At 63.3% G+C, this 24,292-nt stretch carries 20 protein-coding genes; 4 read left to right on the top strand and 16 right to left on the bottom strand.

Translation table 11 applies throughout. The features are described 5' to 3' along the window. Positions 1 to 30 precede the first annotated feature (30 nt). Entirely contained in the window at positions 31 to 570 is a 540-nt protein-coding gene (locus LMT64_RS06115; RefSeq protein ID WP_126350934.1) for a YqeG family HAD IIIA-type phosphatase, read from the bottom strand. Next, positions 567 to 1,313: a polyphenol oxidase family protein gene (locus LMT64_RS06120; protein WP_126350935.1), complete on the bottom strand. Its 747-nt coding sequence runs from the start codon at positions 1,311 to 1,313 to the stop codon at positions 567 to 569. Before LMT64_RS06120 ends, LMT64_RS06115 begins: the two co-directional genes overlap by 4 nt. Positions 1,314 to 1,414: 101 nt before the next feature. Here LMT64_RS06120 and LMT64_RS06125 point away from each other — a divergent pair, with 101 nt between their 5' ends. The 4 genes from LMT64_RS06125 (at position 1,415) to LMT64_RS06140 (ending at position 4,471) form a co-directional block, all read left to right on the top strand. Further along, on the top strand, positions 1,415 to 2,230 hold the full coding sequence (locus LMT64_RS06125; RefSeq protein ID WP_126350936.1) for an enoyl-ACP reductase FabI: 816 nt from the start codon (positions 1,415 to 1,417) through the stop codon (positions 2,228 to 2,230). A 96-nt stretch (positions 2,231 to 2,326) separates the two neighbouring features. Further along, positions 2,327 to 2,824, top strand: a complete 498-nt coding sequence (locus LMT64_RS06130) for a cysteine hydrolase family protein (RefSeq protein ID WP_126350937.1) — start codon at positions 2,327 to 2,329, stop codon at positions 2,822 to 2,824. 120 nt (positions 2,825 to 2,944) lie between these two features. After that, positions 2,945 to 4,009 carry a M42 family metallopeptidase gene (locus LMT64_RS06135; protein WP_170165888.1) on the top strand — a complete coding sequence of 355 codons (1,065 nt, stop codon included), beginning with the start codon at positions 2,945 to 2,947 and terminating at the stop codon, positions 4,007 to 4,009. A gap of 219 nt (positions 4,010 to 4,228) precedes the next feature. Next, positions 4,229 to 4,471 carry a hypothetical protein gene (locus LMT64_RS06140; RefSeq protein ID WP_126350938.1) on the top strand — a complete coding sequence of 81 codons (243 nt, stop codon included), beginning with the start codon at positions 4,229 to 4,231 and terminating at the stop codon, positions 4,469 to 4,471. A 77-nt stretch (positions 4,472 to 4,548) separates the two neighbouring features. Here the strand turns inward: LMT64_RS06140 and ypfJ are convergent, their stop codons facing one another. From ypfJ to nth, 14 genes are all read right to left on the bottom strand, one after another. Continuing rightward, complete coding sequence (ypfJ, locus tag LMT64_RS06145; RefSeq protein WP_126350939.1) at positions 4,549 to 5,406, bottom strand: KPN_02809 family neutral zinc metallopeptidase; 858 nt, start codon at positions 5,404 to 5,406, stop codon at positions 4,549 to 4,551. A 270-nt stretch (positions 5,407 to 5,676) separates the two neighbouring features. Beyond that, positions 5,677 to 9,141 (bottom strand): efflux RND transporter permease subunit, encoded by a 3,465-nt coding sequence (locus LMT64_RS06150; RefSeq protein WP_126350999.1) that lies wholly within the window; start codon positions 9,139 to 9,141, stop codon positions 5,677 to 5,679. A gap of 53 nt (positions 9,142 to 9,194) precedes the next feature. Beyond that, positions 9,195 to 10,454 (bottom strand): efflux RND transporter periplasmic adaptor subunit, encoded by a 1,260-nt coding sequence (locus LMT64_RS06155; RefSeq protein ID WP_126350940.1) that lies wholly within the window; start codon positions 10,452 to 10,454, stop codon positions 9,195 to 9,197. A 152-nt stretch (positions 10,455 to 10,606) separates the two neighbouring features. After that, positions 10,607 to 11,224: a TetR/AcrR family transcriptional regulator gene (locus LMT64_RS06160; protein ID WP_126350941.1), complete on the bottom strand. Its 618-nt coding sequence runs from the start codon at positions 11,222 to 11,224 to the stop codon at positions 10,607 to 10,609. Between the two features lie 91 nt (positions 11,225 to 11,315). Next, positions 11,316 to 12,380: a D-alanine--D-alanine ligase family protein gene (locus LMT64_RS06165; RefSeq protein WP_126350942.1), complete on the bottom strand. Its 1,065-nt coding sequence runs from the start codon at positions 12,378 to 12,380 to the stop codon at positions 11,316 to 11,318. A gap of 93 nt (positions 12,381 to 12,473) precedes the next feature. Continuing rightward, entirely contained in the window at positions 12,474 to 13,805 is a 1,332-nt protein-coding gene (locus tag LMT64_RS06170; RefSeq protein WP_229253079.1) for a hypothetical protein, read from the bottom strand. 91 nt (positions 13,806 to 13,896) lie between these two features. Further along, entirely contained in the window at positions 13,897 to 15,258 is a 1,362-nt protein-coding gene (locus LMT64_RS06175) for a DUF4139 domain-containing protein (RefSeq protein WP_126350944.1), read from the bottom strand. 136 nt (positions 15,259 to 15,394) lie between these two features. Beyond that, positions 15,395 to 16,414 carry an ABC transporter ATP-binding protein gene (locus tag LMT64_RS06180; RefSeq protein WP_126351000.1) on the bottom strand — a complete coding sequence of 340 codons (1,020 nt, stop codon included), beginning with the start codon at positions 16,412 to 16,414 and terminating at the stop codon, positions 15,395 to 15,397. 218 nt (positions 16,415 to 16,632) lie between these two features. Then, complete coding sequence (locus LMT64_RS06185) at positions 16,633 to 17,709, bottom strand: ABC transporter ATP-binding protein (RefSeq protein WP_126350945.1); 1,077 nt, start codon at positions 17,707 to 17,709, stop codon at positions 16,633 to 16,635. Positions 17,710 to 17,946: 237 nt separating this feature from the next. Then, positions 17,947 to 18,168: a preprotein translocase subunit SecG gene (gene secG / locus LMT64_RS06190; protein ID WP_126351001.1), complete on the bottom strand. Its 222-nt coding sequence runs from the start codon at positions 18,166 to 18,168 to the stop codon at positions 17,947 to 17,949. 180 nt (positions 18,169 to 18,348) lie between these two features. Beyond that, entirely contained in the window at positions 18,349 to 21,321 is a 2,973-nt protein-coding gene (locus LMT64_RS06195; RefSeq protein ID WP_126350946.1) for an adenosylcobalamin-dependent ribonucleoside-diphosphate reductase, read from the bottom strand. A gap of 61 nt (positions 21,322 to 21,382) precedes the next feature. Then, complete coding sequence (locus LMT64_RS06200; RefSeq protein ID WP_126350947.1) at positions 21,383 to 22,153, bottom strand: zinc ribbon domain-containing protein; 771 nt, start codon at positions 22,151 to 22,153, stop codon at positions 21,383 to 21,385. A gap of 99 nt (positions 22,154 to 22,252) precedes the next feature. Further along, positions 22,253 to 23,485: an MFS transporter gene (locus LMT64_RS06205; protein WP_126350948.1), complete on the bottom strand. Its 1,233-nt coding sequence runs from the start codon at positions 23,483 to 23,485 to the stop codon at positions 22,253 to 22,255. Then, positions 23,485 to 24,162 carry an endonuclease III gene (gene nth, locus LMT64_RS06210; protein ID WP_126350949.1) on the bottom strand — a complete coding sequence of 226 codons (678 nt, stop codon included), beginning with the start codon at positions 24,160 to 24,162 and terminating at the stop codon, positions 23,485 to 23,487. Before nth ends, LMT64_RS06205 begins: the two co-directional genes overlap by 1 nt. Positions 24,163 to 24,292: the final 130 nt, after the last annotated feature.

Consider the following 24,292-nt stretch of genomic DNA (forward strand, 5'->3'; position numbering starts at 1 on the left):
CAGCCTTATACGGCCCCGGTACGTCTCTTCTTATTGTGAAGGTTCTTCTCTGTCGGGAGTCTGCCAGACCTCTGGTCCCCAGGCATGACCGTGCCGGGCCAGCACCCGACGTTCCAGCAAGCGGGCCAGTCGCGTGTGTGGCAGCGCGTTGTCAATGAGGGGATGAACCAAGATGGTATGCAGTCCGGCCAAATTGCCGCCTAGCACGTCGGTGAACAGCTGATCACCCACCATACCTACTTGGTGCGGCGGTAAGCCCAGCGCCTGCGCGGCGCGGCGGAAAGACGCCGGATTGGGCTTGCCGGCCATGCCGATGCCCTCCAGCTCCAGGCGGCCCCGCCACTGCTCGGCGCGGCGGTGCGTTGCGTTGCTGAGCAGGGCCAGCCGAATACCGGCGCTGCGGATCTCCGTTACCCAGGTCTGTGACGACGGGTAGTCGTCGTAGGAGTGGTAGGGAATCAGCGTGTTGTCCAGGTCCAGCAGCAGACCGCGCAGCCCCCGCGCCGCCAGAAACTCAGGGGTAATTTCACCGACTCCGCGAATCAGGTCGTCCGGGCGCAATAGGCTCATGCGTCCGCCTCCCCCTGAGACTCACGCCTGAGCCCGATCAGGCCCCACATCCGGCCCGTGCGCCCCTGATCGCGGCGGTAGGAAAAGTAGTCGTCCCCGGTCGAGCAGCCGCCCGCCTGCCAGATGTGCTCTGGCGACACGCCTGCGGCCAGCAGCACGGCGCGGTTGGCGGCCCCGAGGTCCAACTGGCGGTCCTTATCCAGAGACTCACCCAGACCCGCCTCTGCAAAGGCCTGCGCCACCTCCTCTCCAACCGGATACTGCGCCTGACAGATGCCCACCCCGATCGCAGCACGGGTACGCTCTGGCCACGCCCCCAGCCGGATCATGGCGGCCAGGGTGCGCTCGGCAATTCGCCCTACCGTGCCACGCCAGCCGGCGTGCGCCGCACCGATGACTCCTGCCTGTTCGTCGGCCAACAAGATGGGATAGCAGTCGGCGGTGCCGATCGCCAGAAGCAGCGCTGGATCGTCGGTGACCAGGGCGTCGGCGGTCTGCACGCCTGCCCTGGCCTGCACCACGTCTACCCCGTGGACCTGCTCCAAGCGGGCCACTTCTTCCGGGCGGTAGCCCAGCGCAGCGGCGGCGCGGCGGCGGTTTTCGGCCACGGGTACGGGATCATCCTGGCGGTCATCCAGGTTCAGGCCCGCGTACGGCCCCTGCGATATCCCGCCCCGGCGGGTCGTGAACCCGTGCGGCAGCGTGATCAGCGGACTGCGGATGAAGGACAGTTGTTCTGACACCCTGGCAGTATGGCGTCCCGGCCACGCTCTGGGTGTAGAGACAGGCGGCGCGCCGAAATCTCGATGCGGTCCAAAAGGTCCAATGCTTTACAATTCGCCCCATGAGCATAACAATTGATCTGTCAGAGAAGCGCGCCCTGGTCATGGGTGTGGCCAATGCCCGTTCGCTGGGCTGGGCCATCGCCGAGCGACTGCTGCAAGCGGGCTGCCATGTGGGCTTTTCGTACCAGGGCGAGCGCCTGAAGGGCGAACTGGAAAAACTGACGGCCGGGTATGACAATACCTGGATTCAGCAGTGCGATGCGACCAGCGAAGAGGAACTGACGGCCCTGTTCAGCCGCGTCAAGGACGAATTCGGCCAGCTGGATTTTCTGGTGCATTCCATCGGCTTTGCCCCCAAGGCTGCCATGGACGGCCGCTTTATCGACACCACCTCGGACGACTGGAATACGGCGCTGAACGTGAGCGCCTACACCCTGGTCAGTGCGGCCCGGCACGCTGAACCGCTGATGCCGGACGGCGGCAGCGTGGTCAGCCTGACCTTCCAGGCCTCGCAGCGCGTGGTTCCCAAGTACAACGTGATGGGCGCTGCCAAGGCCGCCCTGGAAGCCGCCACCCGCTACCTGTCGGTGGACCTGGGCGAGCGCCAGATCCGGGTCAATACCATCAGTGCGGGGCCGATGCGGACCATCGCGGCCCGTTCCATCCCCGCCTTCGCCATGCTGTACAGCAACGCTGCCGACAACGCGCCGCTGGGCCGCAACCCCACCCCACAGGAGGTCGGCGACCTGGGCCTTTATTTGCTGAGCGACCTGAGCACCGGAATCACGGGCCAGACCATTTATGTAGACAGTGGCGCCAGCGTGGTGACTGTCAAGCCGCCAGAGATGGCGAGCAAGGACGACACGGCGCAGTAAGCCCTCCAATGGGATTGCCCTGCCCTGTCCAGGCGGTACAGACTGCCCCGGCTGTCCCCGGACCACGAACACGGCTCAGGCCGCTATCATCGTCCAATGACCTCCGACCTCTTGGTGCCGCTCCTGATTACAGTGCAGCGGCATCACCTTGATCCGCATCCCCAGGGTGCTCAGATGGCCCGCCACTTCCGTGAGCAGATAGCCCAGGCCCGCGCCCAGGGCCTCCCCGTGATTCTGGTGCAGTGGGACGGTGGCCTGTTCGCTGACACACCCGACACCTTCTCGCGTGACTGGGTGCTGTTTCCTGATATCCGTGCCGAAGAAGGCGACCTGCTGGTCCGTGCGGGAACCACAGATCCATTTGCCAGCAAGCTGCCCGCCGAAACCGCTGACCCGGCCCACACCGCCCCCACTGCAGACCGTACCCTGGCCGACCACCTGAAGGCCCAGGGATGGACCCATCTAGAGGTGCTGGCCCTGCCGGAGACTCCTGAACTGGCAGCAACCCTGGCGGCAGCTCAGCAGCACGGCCTTGATCTTCGCGTGCCTGAGCAAACTGCTGCGGTGCCTGACACGGCGCAGCAGACGGCCTGACCGAGCAATCCCAGCCCTGCGAAAGAGTGGGCCAACACGTCCACCCCAACCGCCCACGATTTCTCACCCCACTTCAGCCGCAGCCTAGATACGCTGTGACCGACCCCCAAGGAGGGACCCATGAACTCACCTCTGCGACAAGACCTGCCCGCCCTGGACCTGGACTACACCCTGGATGTCCTGATCCAACTGCTGGAGACCCCCAGCCCCACCGGATTCACCGACGACGCCGTCCGCCTGATCGAAGACGAGCTGCGTGAGCTGGGCGTCACCTCTGTCCGCAGCCGTAAGGGTGCCCTGAGTTGGGAAATCGCGGGGCAGCAGCCTGGACACATTACCTACAGCGGTCACGTGGATACCCTGGGGGCGATGGTCAAGGCCATCAAGCCCTCAGGTCGATTGCTGCTGAGCATGCTGGGCGGCTACGACTGGGCCACCATCGAAGGCGAAGACGTGAAGGTCCACACCCACTCCGGCCGGATCATCACCGGCACGGTGGTCAACATCAAGCAGAGCAGCCACGTTCACGGCCCGGCGCTGCGTGAACTGAAACGTGACGGTAAGGTCATGGAAGTGCGCTTGGATGAAGTGACGTCCTCCGCCAGTGAGACGCGGGTGCTGGGCATTGAAGTCGGTGACTTCGTGTCGCTGGACGCCCGCCCCCGCCTGACGTCCGCTGGCTACCTCAAATCCCGTCACATCGACAACAAGGCGGCCGTCGCTCTCTTCCTGGCCATGACCAAGGCCTTGGCAGGCATGACCCCGGTCCGCAGTGTGGCCTTTCATGTGACCACCTACGAGGAAGTGGGACACGGCGCGGCCACCGGCATTCCCCCGCACACCGACGAACTGATCGCGGTGGACATGGCGGCGGTGGGCGAGGGACAGACCAGCTCCGAGCATCACTGCACCCTGTGTGTGGCGGACAGCGGCGGTCCCTACGATCATGCCCTGAGTGGCCGACTGCGCCAGGTGGCAGCACGTCATGGCGTGGACCTGAAAGTGGACATCTACCCCTATTACGCTTCGGACGGCACAGCGGCTTGGCGGGCCGGAGGCGACTTCCCGGTGGCCCTCATCGGCCCAGGGGTGGATTCCAGCCATGCCTACGAACGGACCCACACCCAGGCGCTGGAACAAACTGGTCGCCTGATGCTGGCCTACGCGCTGGAACCACTGGAATAAACCTACGCCTGCATCACATTCCCCTCCAGTTCGGAGGGGTTCCTTTGAGCGCCTATCAGATGACGATTTGAGTGCCGTCCCCACGGAACGACCACCGGCCCTTAGCAATGCTTGACCGTTGTCACAGCCAGAGGTCGCACTCACGTTGAACCAGGGTGAGTGCGTGCTATGACGTAGATACGCCACATTTCCCCGCCCCTTATCTCTGGAGGTTTTCATATGACCCTGCAAGCCACTGGCCCCTATGATCGTCCGCCCTCCCCCGCCGACGAACCCACTGACGTACCGTCCCCACGCCCGGAGCAATTACCCGGTCAGAACACCGACCCCACGCCGATCCAGGACCCACCCAGCAACCCGGATACTCCTGGTATGCCCACCCCTGACGCTCCGACCAACCCGGATACCCCAGGACTGCCGGACTCGGTGCCTGGTCAGCCCACACCAATGCCCGCGATGTAAAGCAATACCAAAGAAGACCTCCCCCAGACAGAATTTTTATGGGGGAGGCCTTTTTTTGGAAATTTAGCTGCTGAGGCTCAGAGCTGGCCGTAAGACTGCTGGAACGTGTCACACTGGGCTGGATCGCCGCCCTGGAAACCTTTCATGAACCAGTTCACGCGCTGCTCGGAGGTGCCGTGGGTAAAGCTGTCCGGCTGGACATAGCCACGACCCTGAGCCTGCAACTTGTCGTCACCGATGGCTGCGGCAGTGTTGACGGCTTCCCGAACGTCTTCCTGGGTCAGCTGGGCCAGGTCCGTCACATGGTTGCCCCACACGCCAGCAAAGCAGTCGGCCTGCAGCTCCATGCGGACACTCAGCTGATTGCTTTCCACTTCACTGACGCGCTGCTGCTGACGCTGCACCTGATCGGCGATGCCCAACTCGTTCTGGACGTGATGCCCCACTTCGTGCGCCATCACGTATGAGTAGGCGAAGTCACCCCCACCTCCCAGCTGCTGCTGCATCTGCGCAAAGAAGCTGGTGTCGATATAGACCGTGTTGTCCAGCGGGCAATAAAACGGTCCTACTCCGCTGGTGCCCGTACCGCAGGCCGTCTGAGTGGCACCCGAGAAGCGCACCACACCGGGCTTGTTGTACTGCTGACCCGAAGCGGCAAATTGCTCGGTCCAGACCTGATCTGTGCTGTTGGACACCCGGTCCAGGAACTCGGTTACTTCGTCATATTCGCCGGTTTCGGCGGACTGAGTCTGGGTCTGGGTTTGGGTCTGCACCAGCCCCGAATCGGAGATGATCTGGGGATCGATACCGAAAAAAGCGGCCACCAGCATGAGCAGCAGGCCACCAATACCCCCGGCCATCAGGCCACCGCCCCCACCTCTGCCGCTGCGGTCCTGCACACGCCCACGTCCACCAGGCAAATTTTTCCATTCCATAACTTCTTGGCTCCTTCTTCTCGCCGCCTACCGAGCAAGGCGCTGAGTCAGTTCATTCGCTTCTGCTTGTCTGCGCTGAGCGGCCAGTCACGCCCTCAGGGTCTGCACAGTCTAGAGCATCATGATGCCCACCAGAACGCCCGATTCTATCCGCCCAGTACCGACTGACCTAGCGACTGACCTAGAGGGCTGCTTGCCCCACTCCCTTTATGAATACACGGCAAAAGCGCCGCTCTCCAACCAGGGAAAGCGGCGCCAGTGCAACAGGATTCAGGTCAGCGAAGCAGCTTGAGGCACAGCCGCCGGATCCTGATCCGCAGGGCTCTGCGGCTCGTCCTGGCGGCCACGTTCGCCCAGGTAAAACACGCTGGGCACCACATAAAAGGTCAGCAGCGTAGAGGTCAAGATGCCGCCCAGAATCACGATGCCCAGGCCACGGCGGAACTCAGCACCCTCACCGTGACCCAAAATCAGCGGAAGACTGATGACCATGACCGTCAGCGTGGTCATGACAATGGGGCGGAAGCGCAGCTCAGCCGCTTCGATCAGGGCGGCGCGCAGGGGCATGGCCCGCATCCGCTCGGTCACGAATTCTAGGTACAGGATGGAGTTCTTGGCACTCAGACCCAGCAAGATCACCATACCGATCATGGTGATCACGTCCAGGTCGGTGCCGAATAGACTCAGCGTCCAGACCCCACCGACCAGCGCCAACGGAATGGGCAGCAGCAAGTACAGTGGGTAGCGGAACGAGTTGAATTGGCTGCCCAGCACCAGGTAGGTCAGCAGTCCAGCCATGGCGATCAGCACTGGACCGTAAAACACCAGTTCTTCGGTCAGGCCCGCCGTCCCGAAGGAGCTGGCATTGCCCAGGGTCACGTTGTCGGTCAGCAAACCGGCGTCCCCGACACGCTCCAGCAGTTCATTCTGGTAAGCGAAGGCATTCGGTCCGTCCGGGGCCAGGTCCACATCCAGCGTGGCGGTAAAGGCCTTGTTCAGCCGCGAAAGGGTCGCAGGAGCCTCACGGGACTCGAAGCTTCCCAGGTCACTCAGCGGCACGTTGGCGTTCAGGGCTGGGGCGAACACGGTCTGACCCAGGAGGTCCTGGGCACTGCCCACCTGCGCGGAATCCAGTTGCACCACGATGTTCACCCCCGTGTCGCCGTCGCGGAGCTGCCCGGCCACGGCGCCGTCATTGTATGTCCGTAGGGTGCTCGCTATGTCACGCACGGTCAGGCCAGTGCCACTCAGGCGGGCCGGGTCCGGCACGAAGATGCGCTCCTCGCGGGTGTCACTCAGGCTACTGGTCACGGTCACGATATTCGGATCTGCTTCCAGCAGCGCCAGCAGTTCGGTATGACGCTCACGCAGCAGCGCCTGGGTGGGAGCAGCCAGCGCCAGGCTCAGGTCTGCATTATCCACCGGACCCGCTTGCACGCCAGCCACCTGAATCTCGGCCCCTGGTACGTCTGCGGCCAGTGGGGTCAGTTCCTCACGGTAGGTTTCGATCAGTTGTTCCACGCCGGGGCGCCCATCTTTAGGCGTCAGGTTGACGGTCAGACTGGACTCGTTGGTCCGCGCTCCGGCCAATGGCCCGCCCGATCCCACATCGGCCTGTACCAGTTTCACCTCGGGACGGTCCAGCAGGAATTGTTCGACCCGGTCTGTCAGTGCATCGGTGGCCGCCAGCGAGGAGCCGCGTGGCAACTCGACCGACACGGTCATCAGGCTGGAGTCGGTCTGCGGCACAAAGCTGAAGCCCACGGTCCGCATGGCCAGTGGCGCACTTGCCAGAAACAACAGGGCCGCCACGACGGCCAGCCAGGGTCGGTGCAGCAGGGCATCCACACTCCGGGCATAGGCCCGCGCCACAGCCGACACCACTTGCTCGGTTCCGCCGTGCAGGGTACCGACCAATGCTTCCAGCACACCCAGCAGCACCGCACTCAGATAACGGAACACGGTCAGCACCAGTGGGGCGAGCAGACTGAGGGCGGCCAGCGCCCAGAGGTCCAGCTCATAGCCCTGACGCCCGGCCAGCCAGTCGGCCAGCAGCCAGGTCGCTGCGCCTGCCAGCGCCAGCGCCATCAGACCACGCCCGGTACGTACTCCGGCAAAGCTGGCATGGAGCAACTCCGGCAGGCGGCCAAGGACGCGCGGCAGGGTCTGCCAGGTGACGGGTTCCGTGTCCTTGGTATAGGCCATCCGGACCGTCAGGAACAGCAGACTTTCCAGCCAGCTCATCAGAATTGCGGCCGAGAGGCCCAGACCGAACTGGCTGAAGAACTGCCCCAGTAGCCCCGGCATCAAGCTGAGCGGAATCAGCACCGCCAGCAACGCAAAGCTGGCTGCCGTGACGGCCGAGAAGACTTCCGAGCCTCCCAGCAGCACGGCCCGCAGACGGTCATAGCCCATGTCACGGTAACGCTGCACGTTCTCCGCCACCACGATGGAATCGTCTACCACGATCCCGATGGCCACGATGATGGCGAGCAACGAAATGATGTTGAAGGTAAAACCCAAGCCCGCATACACCAGTGGCGCGGCACTGATGGAAATAGGAATGGCCAGAATGACCGCGAACACAGTGCTGACCCGGCCCAGGAACAGGGTCACGATCAGGCCCACCGCCGCAATAGCGATCAGGAATTCCAAGAACGTGTCCTCTACCGTGGCGCGGGTAATGCCGGTGGTGTCAGTGGCAACGGTCAGCTCATAGCCGTCCGGCAGCTGGGTCTGCTGCTTGGCCATGGCTTCCTGTACGGCGTCAGACACTGCGACCGAGTTGCTGCCACTCACCTTACGGATATCCAGCAGCACGGCAGGCTGACCATTGACACGTGACACCCCAGTCACTTCGGCGGCCCCGTCGCGCACGTCGGCCACGTCACTAACCTGCACGCCCCGTGCCGAATCCACCAGGATATTTTCTACATCCTGCAAAGTGGTCGGTGTATTGCTGGTCGAAAAGCTGATTTCCTGGCCGCCTTCGTCAATGGTTCCGGCGGGCAGGTCCAGTGCTGAGGCGCTGATCGCACCGCTCACCTGCGCCGCCGACAGGTTGTAACTGCTCAGGCGGGTAGGGTCCAGCAGAACGCTGACCTCACGCTCGCGCCCACCGGAGATGGACACGTCGGCGACACCGCTCAGGCGCTGCAACTGGGGCTGCAGGACGTTCTCGGCGTAGTCGGCGGCCTCGGCGGCTCCGGCTCCACCCGAGAGCAGCGCCAGGGTCATGATGGGCTGCGCGCCTGGATCGAACTTCTGAATCACCGGAGCCTCGGCACCACTGGGTAGCGCAGCCCGAATGGCCGACACCGACTGCGAGATTTCATTGGCGGCAGCGTCGATGTCGGTGCTGTCGTCGAAAGTGACGACCACCGCCGACTGGTTACTGACCGAGGTGGTATTGACATCGGTCACGCCAGCCACCGTGCTAATTGCGTCCTCAATCCGCTCACTGACCTCGCGGTTGACCTGATCGGGGGTCGCGCCGGGATAGGTGGTGCTGATCGCCAGAACCGGCACCTCGAAATCTGGCAGCAAGTCGGTTCCCAGCCGGGTGGCGGAGATCAGGCCCAGCAGCACCGCGACCACGAAGATGCCCAACGAGAACACCACGTTGCGCACGCTGAAGCGCACAGCCGGGTGAATCAGCGGTTCGGGCGAGCCGTCCGGCAGGGTGCCTGGCGGGGGGTTGAAGGGGTCCACATTGCCGTAGCGGTCATAGCCCACTGTCGGTTGCAGCGGCGCGCGCTCCCGCTGGGGGACAAGGGGCGGTTGGGCGCTCACTGACCGTCTCCCTCTGGCTGGGCCTGTACTTCAATGGCCGCACCGTCACGCAGCGAGCTGATCAGTGGGTAGATCACTGTGGCGCCGTCATCCAGACCCGTCACCACCGCCTGACCGTCACTCTCGGCCACCACCGTGACATCCTGTCGGCGGGCCACAGTACCTCCGGCCAGGTAAACATAGTTCTGGCCGTTATCCATCCCTATGGCCTGTCCCGGCACCAGCACGCCGCTGGCCAGGTTCAGGCGGTAGCGCAGGTTCACACTGGCCCCCAGCGGAATCTCCGAGCCGCCCTCAATGCGGGCACGCAGCGGGACCTGACGGTCCTCGGCAGCAATCTGCTCACCGTCTTCAATCACGGCGACATAGTTGGTACCGCCATAGCCCAGATTCAGGCGGGTACCGGGCGGCAGCTGCGCGGCGTCCTGCGGCGTCACGCGGAAGGTGGCGCGCACCGAGGAAGTATCGACCAGCCGGAAGACCGGGCTGCCCTGCCCCGCAAATTCGCCGGGTTGCACCAGATAGGCACTGACCACTCCGGCAAACGGAGCAGTGACGCGGGCACGGGCCAGTCGGGATTCGGCCTGCGCCACAGCAGTTTCAGCGGCACTTACCTGCGCCTGGGAGACGTCCAGGCTCCCCCCGGCTCCCTGCCCTGCGCGGTTCAGGTCCAGTTGTGCCTGCGCCTGCGCGACTCCAGCGCGGGCCTGGGTCACCCGGTCACGGGCAGCGTCCAACTGCGAGGCCGTGGCGGCTGGAGAGGCCGTCTCGGTCCGGTTCAGTTCACGCTGCGCCACATTCAGGCTGGACAGCGCCGCCGTCACCGACGCCTCCAGGGCGGTGCGGTTCTCGGTCAGGCTCTGACGCGAAGACGCCAGCCCAAGCCGGGCCTGGTCCAGCTGGCTGCGGGCATTCGCCAGGGCCTGCTCGGCATCGGTGGTGTCCAGTTGGGCCACCACCTGCCCCTGGGCCACACTGGCCCCTTCGGCCACCGCGTAGCTTAGCAGCGCTCCACTGCTCAGGGCCGCCACGTTGCTTACGCGGCGGGCTTCGGTGCTGCCGGTCACGCGGCGTTCCACTTGCAGCTCGCCGGTGCGGGCGGTGGTTACCCGCACCGGCTGAGCGGCGGCCTTGGAAACTGGCGTGGCCGTCTCCGTGGTGACCGTTGCCGTCTGGGCGGTCGTTTCAGTGGGCGTGCAGCTGACAAGCGCCAGTGCGCCGAACAACAGCCAGGTTAGGGACAGGGTTTTCTTCATGGGTTCACCTGATTTGTAGTGGGCAAGAAGGGAAAGAGGCTGGCGACCGGATTCATCGCCACAAGCGACAGTGTGTTGAACGAGCGGTCAGTTTTCAAGGACAAACTCATTTCATGGGCAGTTCGGTGAAGGACAGGGATCACGGCGGCCATCTAACGTGGCTCCATGCCAGGCCAGAGCAGGTCGAACAGCCCCCGCACAAACCGACCCGGATCGCGTGCAGCAGCGTCTTCAGCGGTTGTCCCACCGATCTCTGCGGTACACATGCGGCCATGCCACAGCCAGCCACTTAAGCTGCCCGTGATGGTCATGGCGGTCAGTTCAGTGTCCAGCGGGCGCAGCCGTCCCAGCCCGGTTTCGGCACGCAGATAGGCCGCCAGGGCTGCGGTGTCGTCAGCCAGCGGGTTACCCAAGCTGGTCAGCAGTGGGTTGTGTTCGGGAGCGTGTCCACGCGAAAAAACCAGCAGCAGCACGTCAAACACCTGCTCCGATTCCTGAAGATACAGCATGGCGCAGCGCTCCAACTGACCGCGATTATCACCCTTTCCTACCGACGAGAGGAGTTCGGAGCGCCAGTGACCGTAGCTGCTCAGGCCAATGGCCTCACGCAGCAGGTCTTCTTTGGTGGCGAAGCGGCTGAACAGCGTTCCTTCGGAGATGCCGGCCTGACGCGCAATTTCTGCGGTACTGACGCCGACACCCTGTTCCAGAAAGGCACTGCGGGCCACCGCCACCAGATCTTCGTTTTGAATGATTCTAGGCCGGGGCATACCTGAGTATGCACTCAGTTATCCTGGCAGGACTGTCACAGCATCGGCTGTTGCGGATGCTCAACACATCCCGTGACCGCCCCGAACAGCTTCAGCGCTCTTCCAGCGCCAGCTCAATCAGTCGCGTCACCAGTTCCGGGTAGCTCAGGCCGTGGGCCTCCAGCAACGACGGATACATGGACGTGGTGGTAAAACCGGGCATGGTATTGATCTCGTTAAGCAGCACTTCGCCGGTTTGCTCGTCATAGAAAAAGTCCACCCGGCTCAGGCCTGCGCAGTCCAGGGCGCGGAAAGCCTCTATGGCCAGTTCGCGCACGCGCTCTGAGACCTCAGCAGGCAGTGGCGCGGGAATCAGCATTTCGGCGCGGCCCGCTTGGTACTTGGTGTCGTAGTCGTAGAACTCGGTTGCGAAGCGCAGTTCTCCTACCGGACTGGCAATGGGATCATCATTGCCCAGTACACCCACCTCAATCTCGCGGGGTTTGCTGGCGGCCATCGCTTCCAGAATCACCCGGCGGTCATGCCGGAAGGCCAGGTCCAGCGCCGCGTCCAACTCGCCCGCGTCATGCACCTTGCTTACACCGACACTGCTGCCCATGTTGGCCGGTTTAACAAATTGCGGAAAGCCCAGCTCGGCGGCACGGTCACGCACCCCCTGTGGGTCACGCCGCCACTCGGCGCGGGCCGCCTGCCGCCAGGCCACCTGCGGAATGCCGACCGCTTCCAGCACCCGCTTGGTCATGATCTTGTCCATACCCACACTGCTGCCCAGCACGCCACTGCCCACAAAAGGGAGGCCCGCCAGCGTCAACAGACCCTGCACCGTGCCGTCTTCGCCCATCGGACCGTGCAGCAGCGGGAACACCACATCGTAGCCCGCTGCCTCTGCCACCCGCGTCAGCATGGAGTCACCCCCCGTATCAGCAGAGCCCACGCCCAGGACCCGCTCAGTTTCACTGCTGGGCAGCCAGCGGCCTTCCTTAGAGACCACGACTGCCGTCACGTCGTAGCGGTCGGCGGGCAGCGCGGCCAGCACCGAACGGGCGCTGGACAGGCTGACCTCATGTTCTTCGGACTGGCCCCCGGCCAGCAGCAAGACGCGGCGGCGTGGCTGGGAGGTGGACAGGACGGAATTCAGCTGAGCAGCGTCAGACATATGCCCAGCAGTATGCCACTGCCTGGGCGGGTAAAGGTCAGAAAAAAGGCCCGTCCCCACTTGAGGAACGGGCGCATATGGCCGGATCGAAACTTATTGCTGTGGGATGGTCACCGTGAAGGTGCGGGTCACTTCACCGCCAGCGGGCAGGGTCACTTCGAAGGACACCTGGTTGCCGTTCTGGGTCACACCTTCACCCTTCACTTGGGCGCGGTCGTTGTAAACAGTTTCCTTGATCTCTGCGCGGACCGGCTGCTTCTTGCTGTTCTTGAGGAGATAGGTCACCTCGAATACCGCCGAGCGGGCTGTACGGCTGACCGTTTTGACGCTCCGCACATAGCTCACCTCTGGGTCACGGCCCAGGCTAAAGTCCACCGGACGCCCCGGAGCCGTCTCGGAGATGCGGGTTTGCCCGGTTACGCGCCCCTGCTCACGTACAGTGACGCCACCGCCGGGCAAGGCCCGGTCCGACTTGAAGCGGTAGTAGCGCTCCAGCACGCCTTCATCGCCCGACTCAGAAAAGCCGCGGTTCAGGCCCACATAGCCCTCAAACTCCTGCACCTTGGGGGTCATAAACGGCAGAGTCACGGTGCTGCTGGCCGGCAGCGAGAAGGTCTGGTCCAGGGCATAACGGTAGATGCCGTTGAGGCTTTCTTGCTGCACGATATTCCCAGCTGACGCTGGCGCAGAAGTGGCTACCGTGTCATACATAGCTTCAGTGCGGTACATACGGCCATCATTGTTCAGGTTCACGTCTCCGGCCAGCAGTTCGGTTTCGCCGACCTCATAGGCCAGTTCAGTGCCGTTGGTGATGTCGGCCAGCGCCGAGAGTTGTGCGCCGCTGTCCCCTACCGTCAGCGTGTAGCGCGGCGTCCAGCTGACCGAGCGGGTCAGGTAGCTTAAGACGCCGGTGCCGCTGGCCTGCGGAGCCAAGGTGAAGGTGCTGACTGGGAGGGCTCCATAGCCGCTTTCTGGGGGCAATTCCGGCAGCGCCAGGCCCTGTGCGTCTACCCGGCGGTACAGCCCCTGAGCGTCGCGGATCAGGATGTCACGCGCCCGCACCAGCGTCACGGTCTGCGGCTCGCGTCCGTCCTCGTACAGCACGACCTCACGGCCTTCCATATTTTCCAGCCAGCTGCCCTGGGTCTGGTGGACGGCGCGGGTGTAGGGCAGGCCCTCCAGGTCCAGCGAGTCACGGATCAGGCCCGACCAGGCACTTTGCGGCCAGATCACCGTCAGGGTACCTTGCTGCGGCGCGACCGGCTGGCGCACTTCAGCAAAGTTTTGGTAAATCCGCAGGTCGGTGCTGAGGGTGCGCGTGGCTGCATTGGTGGTCGTCGCCGGAGCCTGGGTAGGTTGGGTCTGGGCCGAGGCAGCTCCCAGCAACAGTGGCGCGGCCAGGAGAGCAGCAAAAATTTGTTTCATACCGTTACTGTTCCACTTCCTGGCTGACGGATCATGAGGGACAGGTGATGGTAGGTGCAGCCGTCCTTGAGGCAACGGACAACCCATTCCATCACTGCAACACGCTCACGGTGAAGGTCCGTGTCACCTCACCACCCGCTGGGATCTCGGCGGTCAGGCGAAGGCGCTGCCCCTCGGCCTCAGCGTCCCCGCTCACGCGGCCCGCCTGGTACATTTCCTCGGTGATCTCAGCGCGAACTGGCTCAGAGCGGGCATTCTTCAGAGTGTAAGACACGCTATAGCTGACCCGCTTCTGCTTGCCTTCGGGGACCACTTCACCTTTCTTGGCGGTGCGGATATAAGTCACGTCCGGGTCACGGCCCAGCGAAAATTCGGTGGGCTGCCCTGCCGCAATCTCGTTCAGACGGGTCTGCCCGGCCAGGCGCCCCTGTTCACGCACGGTCAGCGTGCCACCGGGCAGCGGCTGGTCCAGCGTAAAGCGGTAAAAGCGGCTCAGTACCCCTTCACTGCTTTGGCCGCTGAAACTGGTGTTCAGGCCCGCGTAGTCCTCAAAGTCTTTTAGCTCTGGCTGCATGAATGGCAGAGTGACGGTGCTCTGGGCGGGCAATTCAAAGGGGCCGGACAGACCATAGCGGTAAATGCCGTTCAGCCCTTCCAGACCCACAATGTCGTAGGCGCGGGCCGCACTGGTCTCTGCTGTCATGGTCGCCGTCCCTGCCTGCGGATAGGCCGCGCCGGGAATCAGTTCCACGCGGCCCGCCAGCAGTTCGGTATCACCCACCTCGTAGCTCAGGTCGCTGCGGTTGTGCAGGTCGGCCAGCGCCGAGAGCTGCGGCTCACCCTCATCCAGTGCCAGGGTGTAGCGCGGCTCCCAGCCCAATGATCTGGTCAGGTAGGCCAGCGTGCCACTGCCGGGTGCACTCAGGTCAAAAGTGGAAGTGGTCACGCCCTCACCGCGCAGCGGCGGCTGGTCCGGCACCCCCAGCTGCGACAGTGGCACCTGCCGGAACTGGCCCCGGCGGTCCTGAATCAGGCCGTCGCGGGCGCGGATCAGCGTCACGTTGCTGGCACGGCCTTCCTCATAAAGCGTGACCCGCTCACCCTCATATCGCCCCAACCAGGGATCATTCAGCGCATGAACAGCGCGGGTGTAGGGCAGGTCTTCCAGGTCCAGCGAGCCAGGCACCAGCCCCTCCCAGGCGGTTTCGGGCCAGGCATAACGGAGCGTCTCGCCCTGCGCTGTCACAGGGGTGCGAACTTCGGCGAATTGGCCGTACAACCGCAGCGTGCTGGCCGCCGGAGCCTGAGCTCTAGCGACCGTACCCTGCGCCTGTGCGGTCATGCCTGGCAAGCTCCCCCCCTGACTTGCCACCAGACCAAAACCTGCTGCTCCCAGTGCCGCCAGAAGCAACATTCCACCCAACCCTACCCGCCTTGCTTGCCTCTTTTGCATAGGCCGAATGTGGCGTAGCTGTGCGGGAGGAGCGTTAAAGACAAAGTGGTCAAAGATTCATTTGGAGTCAGGTTTCCGTCAGCCCCTGCAATAAAAAAAGCCCCTACCCGGAGGCAGGGGGCAGTCAGGCATCCGCTTAGAGAATGTCGTCGCGAATGCAGGCCTTGAAGTGGCCCGGCTTGACTTCACGCAGCGCCGGAATAACCTCGGCACACTCGGGGATCGCGTAGCGGCAGCGGGTGCGGAACACACAGCCGCTGGGTGGGTTGATCGGGCTGGGAATGTCACCCTGCAAGATGATGCGCTGACGCTTGATGGTGGGGTCAGGTACCGGAGCCGCCGACAGCAGCGCCTCGGTGTAGGGGTGCTGAGGATCGCTGTTCAGCTCGTGGCTGGGGGCAATCTCCATGATCTTACCCAGGTACATCACGATGATGCGGTCACAGATATACTCCACCACCAGCAAGTCGTGCGCGATAAACAGCACGGTCAGGCCCAGTTCCTGCTGAAGGTCCTGCATCAGGTTGACCACCTGCGCTTGAATGGACACGTCCAGCGCCGACACTGGTTCGTCGGCCACGATGAAGTCTGGGTCCACAGCAAGGGCGCGGGCAATCCCGATACGCTGACGCTGACCACCCGAGAACTCGTGAGGGTAACGGACCATCTGCTCGGGGCGGATGCCTACGCGCTCCAGCAGTTCGGCCACGCGCTGTTTGCGCCCGGCGCCCTGGTGCAGCTTGTGGATATCCAGCGCCTCACCGATGATGTCCTCGACGGTCATGCGCGGGTCCAAGCTGGCAAAGGGATCTTGGAAGATAATCTGCATGTCGCGCCGGGCTTCACGCAGCTGGGTCTTGTTCATGGCGATGACGTTCTTCCCCTTAAAGGTCACTTCACCGCCAGTTGGCTCCAGCAGACGCAGCAGGGCACGGCCGACTGTGGTCTTGCCGGAACCCGACTCGCCCACCAGACCCACCACTTCGCCCCGGAACAGGTCGAAGTTCACGCCGTCCACCGCCTTCACTGCACCGACCCGACGGCCAAAGAAGCCACCCTTGATCGGGAAATGCATCTTGAGGTCGCGGATGCTCAGGAGGGGTTCTTCCTGCTGGGACTGGCCCAGCTTGCCAGCGTGGATACGCTGTTCGCCCATGACAGGCTCGCCAGTGGTCACCGAGTTACCGATGACCACAGACACGGTTTCACCAGTCGGGACCGTTGTGGTCGCCACTGGTGCAGCTTCGGGCACAGCGGCTTGTACACCGTGTACCGGCACTCCGGACACCTGACTGACACCACCTGGCTCGGCAGTCAGCACTTCAGTGACGGCCTGACCCGGTTGCAGATCCTTCACTTCATTCTCATTGCGGGTCATTCAATCACCTCCCGGCTACGCAGCGCGTGGTAGTCGCCGCCGCCTTCCTGAACCTGGTCAAACTCCTGCCAGCGAATGCAGCGCGAGGTGTGGCCGCCGCCAGTGTCTTCCAGGGCAGGCACAGCTTCGCGGCAGGCGGGCAACGCGAACTTGCAGCGCGGCTCGAAGGCGCAGCCGGGCGGCAGATTCAGTGGGTTGACCACGTTGCCGGGAATGGCTTCCAGGCGCAGGCTGCTCTTGTTGGCCGATTCCTCGGCGGTCAGGGGCCGGGGGATGGAGTTCAGCAGCCCCATGGTATAGGGGTGACGGGGTGCTTTGAAGATTTCCAGCACGGTGCCGTCTTCCACGACCCGTCCACCATACATCACCACTACGCGGTCAGCCATTTCAGCTACCACGCCCAGGTTGTGGGTGATAAACAGAATGGACATGCCAATCTCCTGCTGCAACTTGCGCATCAGGTCCAAAATCTGCGCCTGAATGGTCACGTCCAGTGCAGTGGTCGGCTCGTCGGCAATCAGGAGGGCCGGGTTGCACGAGAGCGCCATAGCAATCATCACACGCTGACGCATGCCGCCCGACAACTGGTGGGGGTATTCGTCCACACGCTTTTCGGGCGCAGGAATGCCCACGAAGCGCAGCATGTCAATGGCGACCTGGCGGGCGTCCTTGGCATTCTTGTTCTGGTGCAGCATCACCGCTTCGGAAATCTGGTCGCCCACGGTGTACACCGGGTTCAGCGAGGTCATCGGCTCCTGAAAGATCATGGAGATCTCGTTGCCGCGAATGCCGCGCATTTCCGCCTCAGACACTTTGGTCAGATCCTTGACAGTGCCCTGGTCATTGAACAGAATCTCGCCGTCGGCAATTTCGCCGGGGGGCATGGGGATCAGGCGCATCACGCTGAGACTGGTGACGCTTTTACCGGAACCCGACTCACCCACAACCGCGAGGGTCTCGCCCTTGTTGATGCTGAAGGTTACTCCATCAACGCTTTTGACGACACCCTCGTCAGTATGAAAATACGTCTTTAGTCCTTTAACGGACAGCAGGACTTCGCCCTGTTGGGTCATTTTTCTCCTCCACTTCCACTTCGGAACACGCCCGTCATCATACACGGTTTAAGTTTCTCAGGGTCCAGACAGCGCGAAAGTCCGCACCGCCCTTTATGCAGACCGCCGGTATAACAAGTCAGCTGCGCCACACCGAACGGGCGCCGCAGCGGTGGGGGTTCCGCCGAGAATAAATTAAAATTAACGGCCCCAGCATAGCGCATGGCTAAGTGGGGCCGAGGTCCATCTGTAGAGTCGTTACGAAACGTAGTTGATCAGTAGGGCCAGCAGCATAAAGAGCCCCCCCAGGATGGCCGAGGTACGGACCAGGCCGCCTTCCACCCCTTGGCCGCCAAACAGGTCGCCGCCCGACGCCATGCTCGGCGACATCCCAGCTTGCTTGGGTGTTTGCAGCAGTACGAAGAAGACCAGCCCCACCGCTACCAGGGCGTACAGAATCAGAAAAATAGTCAGGACAATGTTCATGGAGATACCTCTTTGCGAAGAATAAAAATGAAGCGGGCCAGAGCCTTGGCGTATGCAATGGCGCTTTATGCACCGCAGGTATGAGGACCCACGGGCCAACGTTGCCCAGCATAGCAGGCGTAAATGAACGTCTCTCTTACGTCAGTTGCCGCTGGGGGAGCTTCTCCGATCCCATTAGCCGCACTTGCTGTAGCCACACGCCTGGCACTTCAGGCAGCCTTCTTCGCGGATCACTGCCCGCTCCCCGCACATCGGGCAACGCTCACGGCTGCCGAGTTCGTCGGTGCTGACGCCACTGCCCGGCGCTGTCTCCGGCTGGCCACTGCCGCCACTGAGCATGGGCGCAGGGGCCACATTCTTAAGGTCCTTGCCGAAGGTTTCCAGCGCTACGGCGATCAGGTCGGCCTTGGACCCGACCAGACGGCCATTGTACGAGCCGAACAGACCGCCATTGATCCCCCGCAGGGTCTTGACCAGAGCCTCGGCAGGCACACCGTATTGCAGCGCGATACTCACCACCCGGCCCAGCGCCTCGCTGTCAGCGTTGGCCTCGTCTCCGGCGCGGCCAGAGGTGACCAGGACTTCTACAGGGTGCCCGTTCATGCTGTTCACTGTGACCAGGAACGAACGGCGCTGCCCAGTGCCGGGGTCGGTCAGCTTGACCATATCGGTCACGCCATTCAGGCGGGCAGGGCGGGGAAACACAGGCTTGCCCGCCGGGGTGCTCCGGCTCTCAGCAGCGACGTTGACACTCGCTTCACCGCTGGCCTCCTGCTCTGCCGTTTTTTTCTTGCCCTTGGAGGTACTCAGCACCTGGAACTGCCGCGAACCGTCACGGTACACGGTAATGCCCTTACAGCCGGTGCGGTAGGCCTCGGCGTAGGCGTCCTGCACATCCTGGACGGTGGCATCGTTGGGCAGGTTGATGGTCTTCGAAAGACTGTTGGCCGCATGCTGACCACCATCATCAAAGGCCCGCTGCACCGCGCCTTGCATCCGCACATGATCCTGCGGCGAGATGTCGTGGGCGCACACAAAGACCTGCTGGAGGGCGTCTGGAATAAAGCTGAGGCCCACCACACTGCCGTGATTCTCGCTGACGGCCTCGGTGACCCGGTCCCAGTCCCACTCGCCGCCCTTGTCCATCCCAGCGGCGGGCGGGTAGCTGCCCAGCATCTCCACGAACAGCGGGTGCAGCAGAGCGCGGTACTCGGCGCCGATCTTGCGCCAGATAAAGGGGCTGAACACCGGCTCAATACCGCTGCTCACGCCCATGAGCATGGAAGTGGTTCCGGTGGGGGCCACGGTCAGCACCGCCACGTTACGGCGCGGCCCGTGTGGAATCTGCTCCTGATGACGCTCAAACACCGGATACACGCCGCGCTCAGCGCCCAGACGCTCACTTTCGGCCACGGCCTCTTCCCGCAGCGCGGTCATGATGTCGTAGATCGTTTCGCGGCCCGCTTCCGAGTCGTAGCGCAAGCCCAGCTTGATCAGCGCGTCGGCCAGACCCATCACGCCCAGGCCCAGACGGCGCAAGTCCTGACTGGCCTCGCGGTTGTCTTCCAGTGCAAAGACGTTGACATCCAGCACATCGTCCAAGAAGCGCACACTGGTCCGCACATCGGCCCGGAAGCCTTCAAAGTCGAACTCGCTGCCTTTGACATAGGCGGCCAGGTTGATCGCGCCCAGGTCACAGGGCTCACCGACGGTAAGGGGAATCTCGCCGCAGGGATTGGTACTGCGAATCTCATAGCGTTTGCCCAGGTTCTTCAAGGCGCTGTGCTCGTTCACGCGGTCATTGAAGATGAGGCCCGGTTCGCCGGTGCTCCAGGCGTGCTGGGCGATCTGGTCCCAGATCCACCGTGCAGGCACGCCGCTGCGGTACACCGGAATGCCCTGGGCGCCGTCCTCCTCACGGAGTGGCAGCTCCGGCAAGCTGCCGCTATAGTCGCCGTCTTGCGGGGCCAGATAATACTTGCCAGGCACTTCCTGGGGCATCAGTGCCCAGGGAGCGTCTTGCTGCAGCGTCTCCCAGAAGGCCTCCCCGATCAGGATGGAGATGTTGAAGGTGCTGATGTCCCCTTCCGCGCCCTCACGGTCTAGATCCTTGGCGGTCAGAAAGTCGAGGATGTCAGGGTGACCGATGGAAATGGTCGCCATCCCCGCGCCGCGCCGGGTGCCGCCCTGTCTGACCACCCGCAGGACCGGCGCGTACACATAACGCAGCGTGTTGACTGGCCCACTGCCCTCGGCACCCCGGTTGGCCCACTCCAGAAAGTTGTCGAAGATTTCCAGCAGGAAGCTGACCGGACCGCTGCTGGTGCCGCCCGATCCTTTGATCGGTGCACCTTCGGGGCGCATGTCGCTCAGGTCCAGGCGAGGTTCACTGCCCAGACCAGCCGCTTCGGCCACCTGACGGGCCGCCTCAATGATGCCGCCCATGTCATCGGGCACGCCAGGCACGTTCTCAGGCAGCGACGAGACGATCTGCACGCCATTTTGACGGGCCAGGCGGGTCAGCTCAGGGGAAATGGCCTGTCCATACACCACGCGGGTCCAGTTGCGAACCGCGACCGCTTCCTTGTCACCGTCCGGCTGGGTAGGCGGGCGCATCAGACCTTCAATAAAGTCCTGCACGTCCGGGTGCGCGGCACTCATATAGGCCCATCCGCGCACACCACCGCCCTGTCGTCCCTCGGAGCGTGGACGGTAGATGTCCAGATTCACCCCGTTGCCACCGCCCACTTTGGTGACCAGTGCCAGTTTGCGCGCCACTTCCATGACCCCGGCAAACGAGCTGGGATCATGTTCGGTGGCACCCTGCACGAAACAGTTCAGCACATTGCCATGCTGGGTCCCGGCTCCGGCCAGCACGCGCCCGCCGGGGCAAAAGCGCTTGGACGCCATCAGGTCGAAGAACTCCCTGGCCCAGCGTTCACGCTCAGTTTCAGGTTCGGCCGCAGCCACCCAGTGGGCAATGCGGCTGAACATGCCGCTCAGATCGCCGTCACCCGATTGGAGATACTGACGCCGGGCGATGTGCTGGGCATTTTCATCAAAGTGCTGTGCGACAAATTCGCGCTGCCCATCACTAGGGACGGACGGAGCGGACTGAGAGCTGCTGGACTGGGGGGACTGAGACATGGGAAAAGCATCCTCCGAGGGGAAAGCGGCGGTGTAGGGTCAGCGTGGGTGGGCGACTTGCTCAGGCATTGGGAGACAACAGAAAACGCCCACAGGAAGGGCATTTGACTGGGGGCACCTTGGCCGCGGCCACCCGCTGCTGCACATTGACGGGAAGGCTGACATTACATGCCGAGCAGCGGCCGGAAGTCAGGGTCGCGATCCCCACGCCACCTTTAGCGCGGCGAATGGTTTCGTATTCCTTGGCCGTGCGGGGGTCCAGACTGCCCAGCAAGGCGGTGCGCTGCTCACGCATATCGGCGCCCGAAGCCCGCAGATCGGAGATCCGCTGCTCATCGGCGTCTTCCAGCTCGCCTAGGCGGGGACGGAGGCCACGGTGCTGCTCACGCAGGGTCTTGGCCTGGGTCAGCAGGTCACTTTCGCGCTCACGCAGGGGGGCCAGGTCCTCTTCCATCTCCTCAGCCCGCTCGCTGAGCTGTTGCAGCCGCGCCCCAAATTGGGTCTGGGCACGGGCATCAAAGGCATTCTTCTCCTGCTCAGTGCGGGTCCGCTCAATCTGTTCGCGGGTGGTTTTCAGGTCCAGATCCAGGGTACGCGTCTGAGATTCGACGCGCTCCAGCACCATCTCGGTGTCTTCCAGGCGGTTGTTCAGATCATCCATCTCGCGGCGCAGCTCTACGAGTTCTGCAGGCAACTCAGCCTCACGGGCGCTCAGGCTATCCAGCTGACGGTCCAGCTCCTGCACCTCGAACAGCTGGGCCAGGGGATGCCCGCCCCCGGTGGTTGGTGTGGCGTCGGTACTGCTGGCACTGGGCTGTGGTGCATCGGTCATATCCCAGAGTCTAGTGCATGTGTCCGCTGGGGCTGTCCAGACCAACTGTAAAATACTGACCAGAACGTAAATATCTCCTTGAACTGTGTTCAATGACGCTTAGAACGTCTCCCCTTGCGCCTCAGGGATGGGCTGCAATTCGCCGCGGCGATCCGGCAAGAAGATTCCCAGATAGATGGCCAGAGTGTTGGCGATATACATCAGCAGCGTGAAGCCGAAGAGGATATTGAAACTGGTCGCAAAGTCAAACCAACCTGAAGCCCGCAGCGCCCCAGAGGCCAGACTGGCCAGTGCCCAGGAACCGCTCCACGCAATCGTATTGACGGCCGAATACATCGGGCGGTCCGCCTGACGGAGCACCGACATGGCATAGGACGAGTAGACCGGCCCGGTGGCGTTCATCAGTGCGCCGCGCACAAACAGGGCAACCGTGACCATCCACAAAGATGGCGAAAAGCCCAGCATCACCAGAAACGGCAAGCTGGACGCTTGCACCGCCAGTACCGCTCCCAGTTGGCCCAGTCGCCGCACCAGCCAGGGCTGAATCAGGACCGTCACCGCCGTTGCCAGACTGGTCCAGGCAAACAGCGCCCCCAAGCTGGCATAACTGATGCCGAAACGTCCCTCGATATAGACATTCAGAAATGGAATGGTCGCCCCAGCGCCCAGTCCCACAAACATGCTGGGCAAAACCAGCCGGAACATGGTGGGGCGGTCATGAATGCTCAGTGCCCCGCTACGCCCAGGCTGCGCAGGTTTGCCACTGGGTTGCAGGCCTGCCGCGACCAGCATGGCGGCACGCAGGGCGTCCAAGCCGCCGGGGTCGCCCCCCGCCCAGCCGGTATACAGCGCTGGCAACTGCCCGCCCAGCATATTGCCCACGAACCCCGCACCAACCATCAGGGCACTCTGGATGGTAAAGAGGCCCACCCGCGTACGCTCATCTGAGTTGTTGGCCATGAACGGCGCGCCTGACACCGACAGTGCGGCGCTGCCCATGCCCTGCAGGAGTGCCCCGACCACCGCCAGCAGCGCTCCGGGCGCCAGAGCCAGCAGCGACAGCCCCAGCACGGTCAACCCCGCCCCCAGCTGAATCACGCGGGCGTTGCTGAGCCGGCGGGCCAGCACGACCAGCGGCAAGCTGACAGCCGCCAGGGTCAAGGCCGGCAGCGCGTTCACGATGCCCTGCCACTCCGGCCCCAGACCCAGTTCACGCAGGTAGAAGTTCAGAAACAGACTGATGAAGGCCTGCGATAGCCCGAACGAAAAGCTGGCCGCCAGGAAAAGCCAGATTTGCCGCGAGTAGCCGAAACGGGGCCGGGTCCATGGCATCAGCCCTCCTCTACGCCAATCTTGGGGCAGAAACTGGCCATGACGCACTGGCCACACAGTGGCCGCCGGGCCAGGCAGATCCGCCGCCCATGCAAGATCAGGGCATGGTGCAGAAAAATCCAGTCAGCAGCGTCAAACAGCCGCATCAGGTCGGCTTCGACCTTGTCCGGATTGGTCTGGGCACTGAGGCCCAGCCGCCGCGAAAGCCGCCCCACATGGGTGTCCACTGCGATGGCAGGCCGCCCATAAGCATTGCTCAGGACCACGTTGGCCGTCTTGCGCCCTGCCCCGGCCAGGGCCACCACTGCATCAAAGTTATCCGGCACCTCGCCGCCGTGCCGCTCCATCAGCTGACGCGCCAGCAGCGCCAGGTTCTTGGCCTTGGCCCGGTAAAGTCCGATCCGGCGAATATACGGCTCGATGTCTTCAGGTTCCGCCCGGCTCATGGCAGCGGCGTCCGGATACGCCTCAAACAGCGCCGGCGTAGCAGCGTTCACGCTGACGTCGGTGGCCTGGGCACTTAGGACCGTCGCCACCAGCAGCTCAAAGGGATCACGGAACTCCAGCTCGGTGCGGGCCGCTGGGTACAGCACACGTAGCGCTGCGAGCACCAGCGGAGCGCGTGCTTTGGCCCCATTCGGCAGGCGCTGAGAAGAGGTTCGGGAAGTTCGGGTCACACCGCTCAGGCTACACCTGGGGGCCGGTCAGGGGCAGTAGGCCAGATGGCTTAGGGGATAAACATCTGTACCCTCAGCGAGGTGGGTTTTTCCGTGCCACAGAGCAAGCCTGGCCAGTCCCACTGCGACG

Source organism: Deinococcus radiophilus, assembly GCF_020889625.1.
Taxonomy (GTDB): domain Bacteria; phylum Deinococcota; class Deinococci; order Deinococcales; family Deinococcaceae; genus Deinococcus; species Deinococcus radiophilus.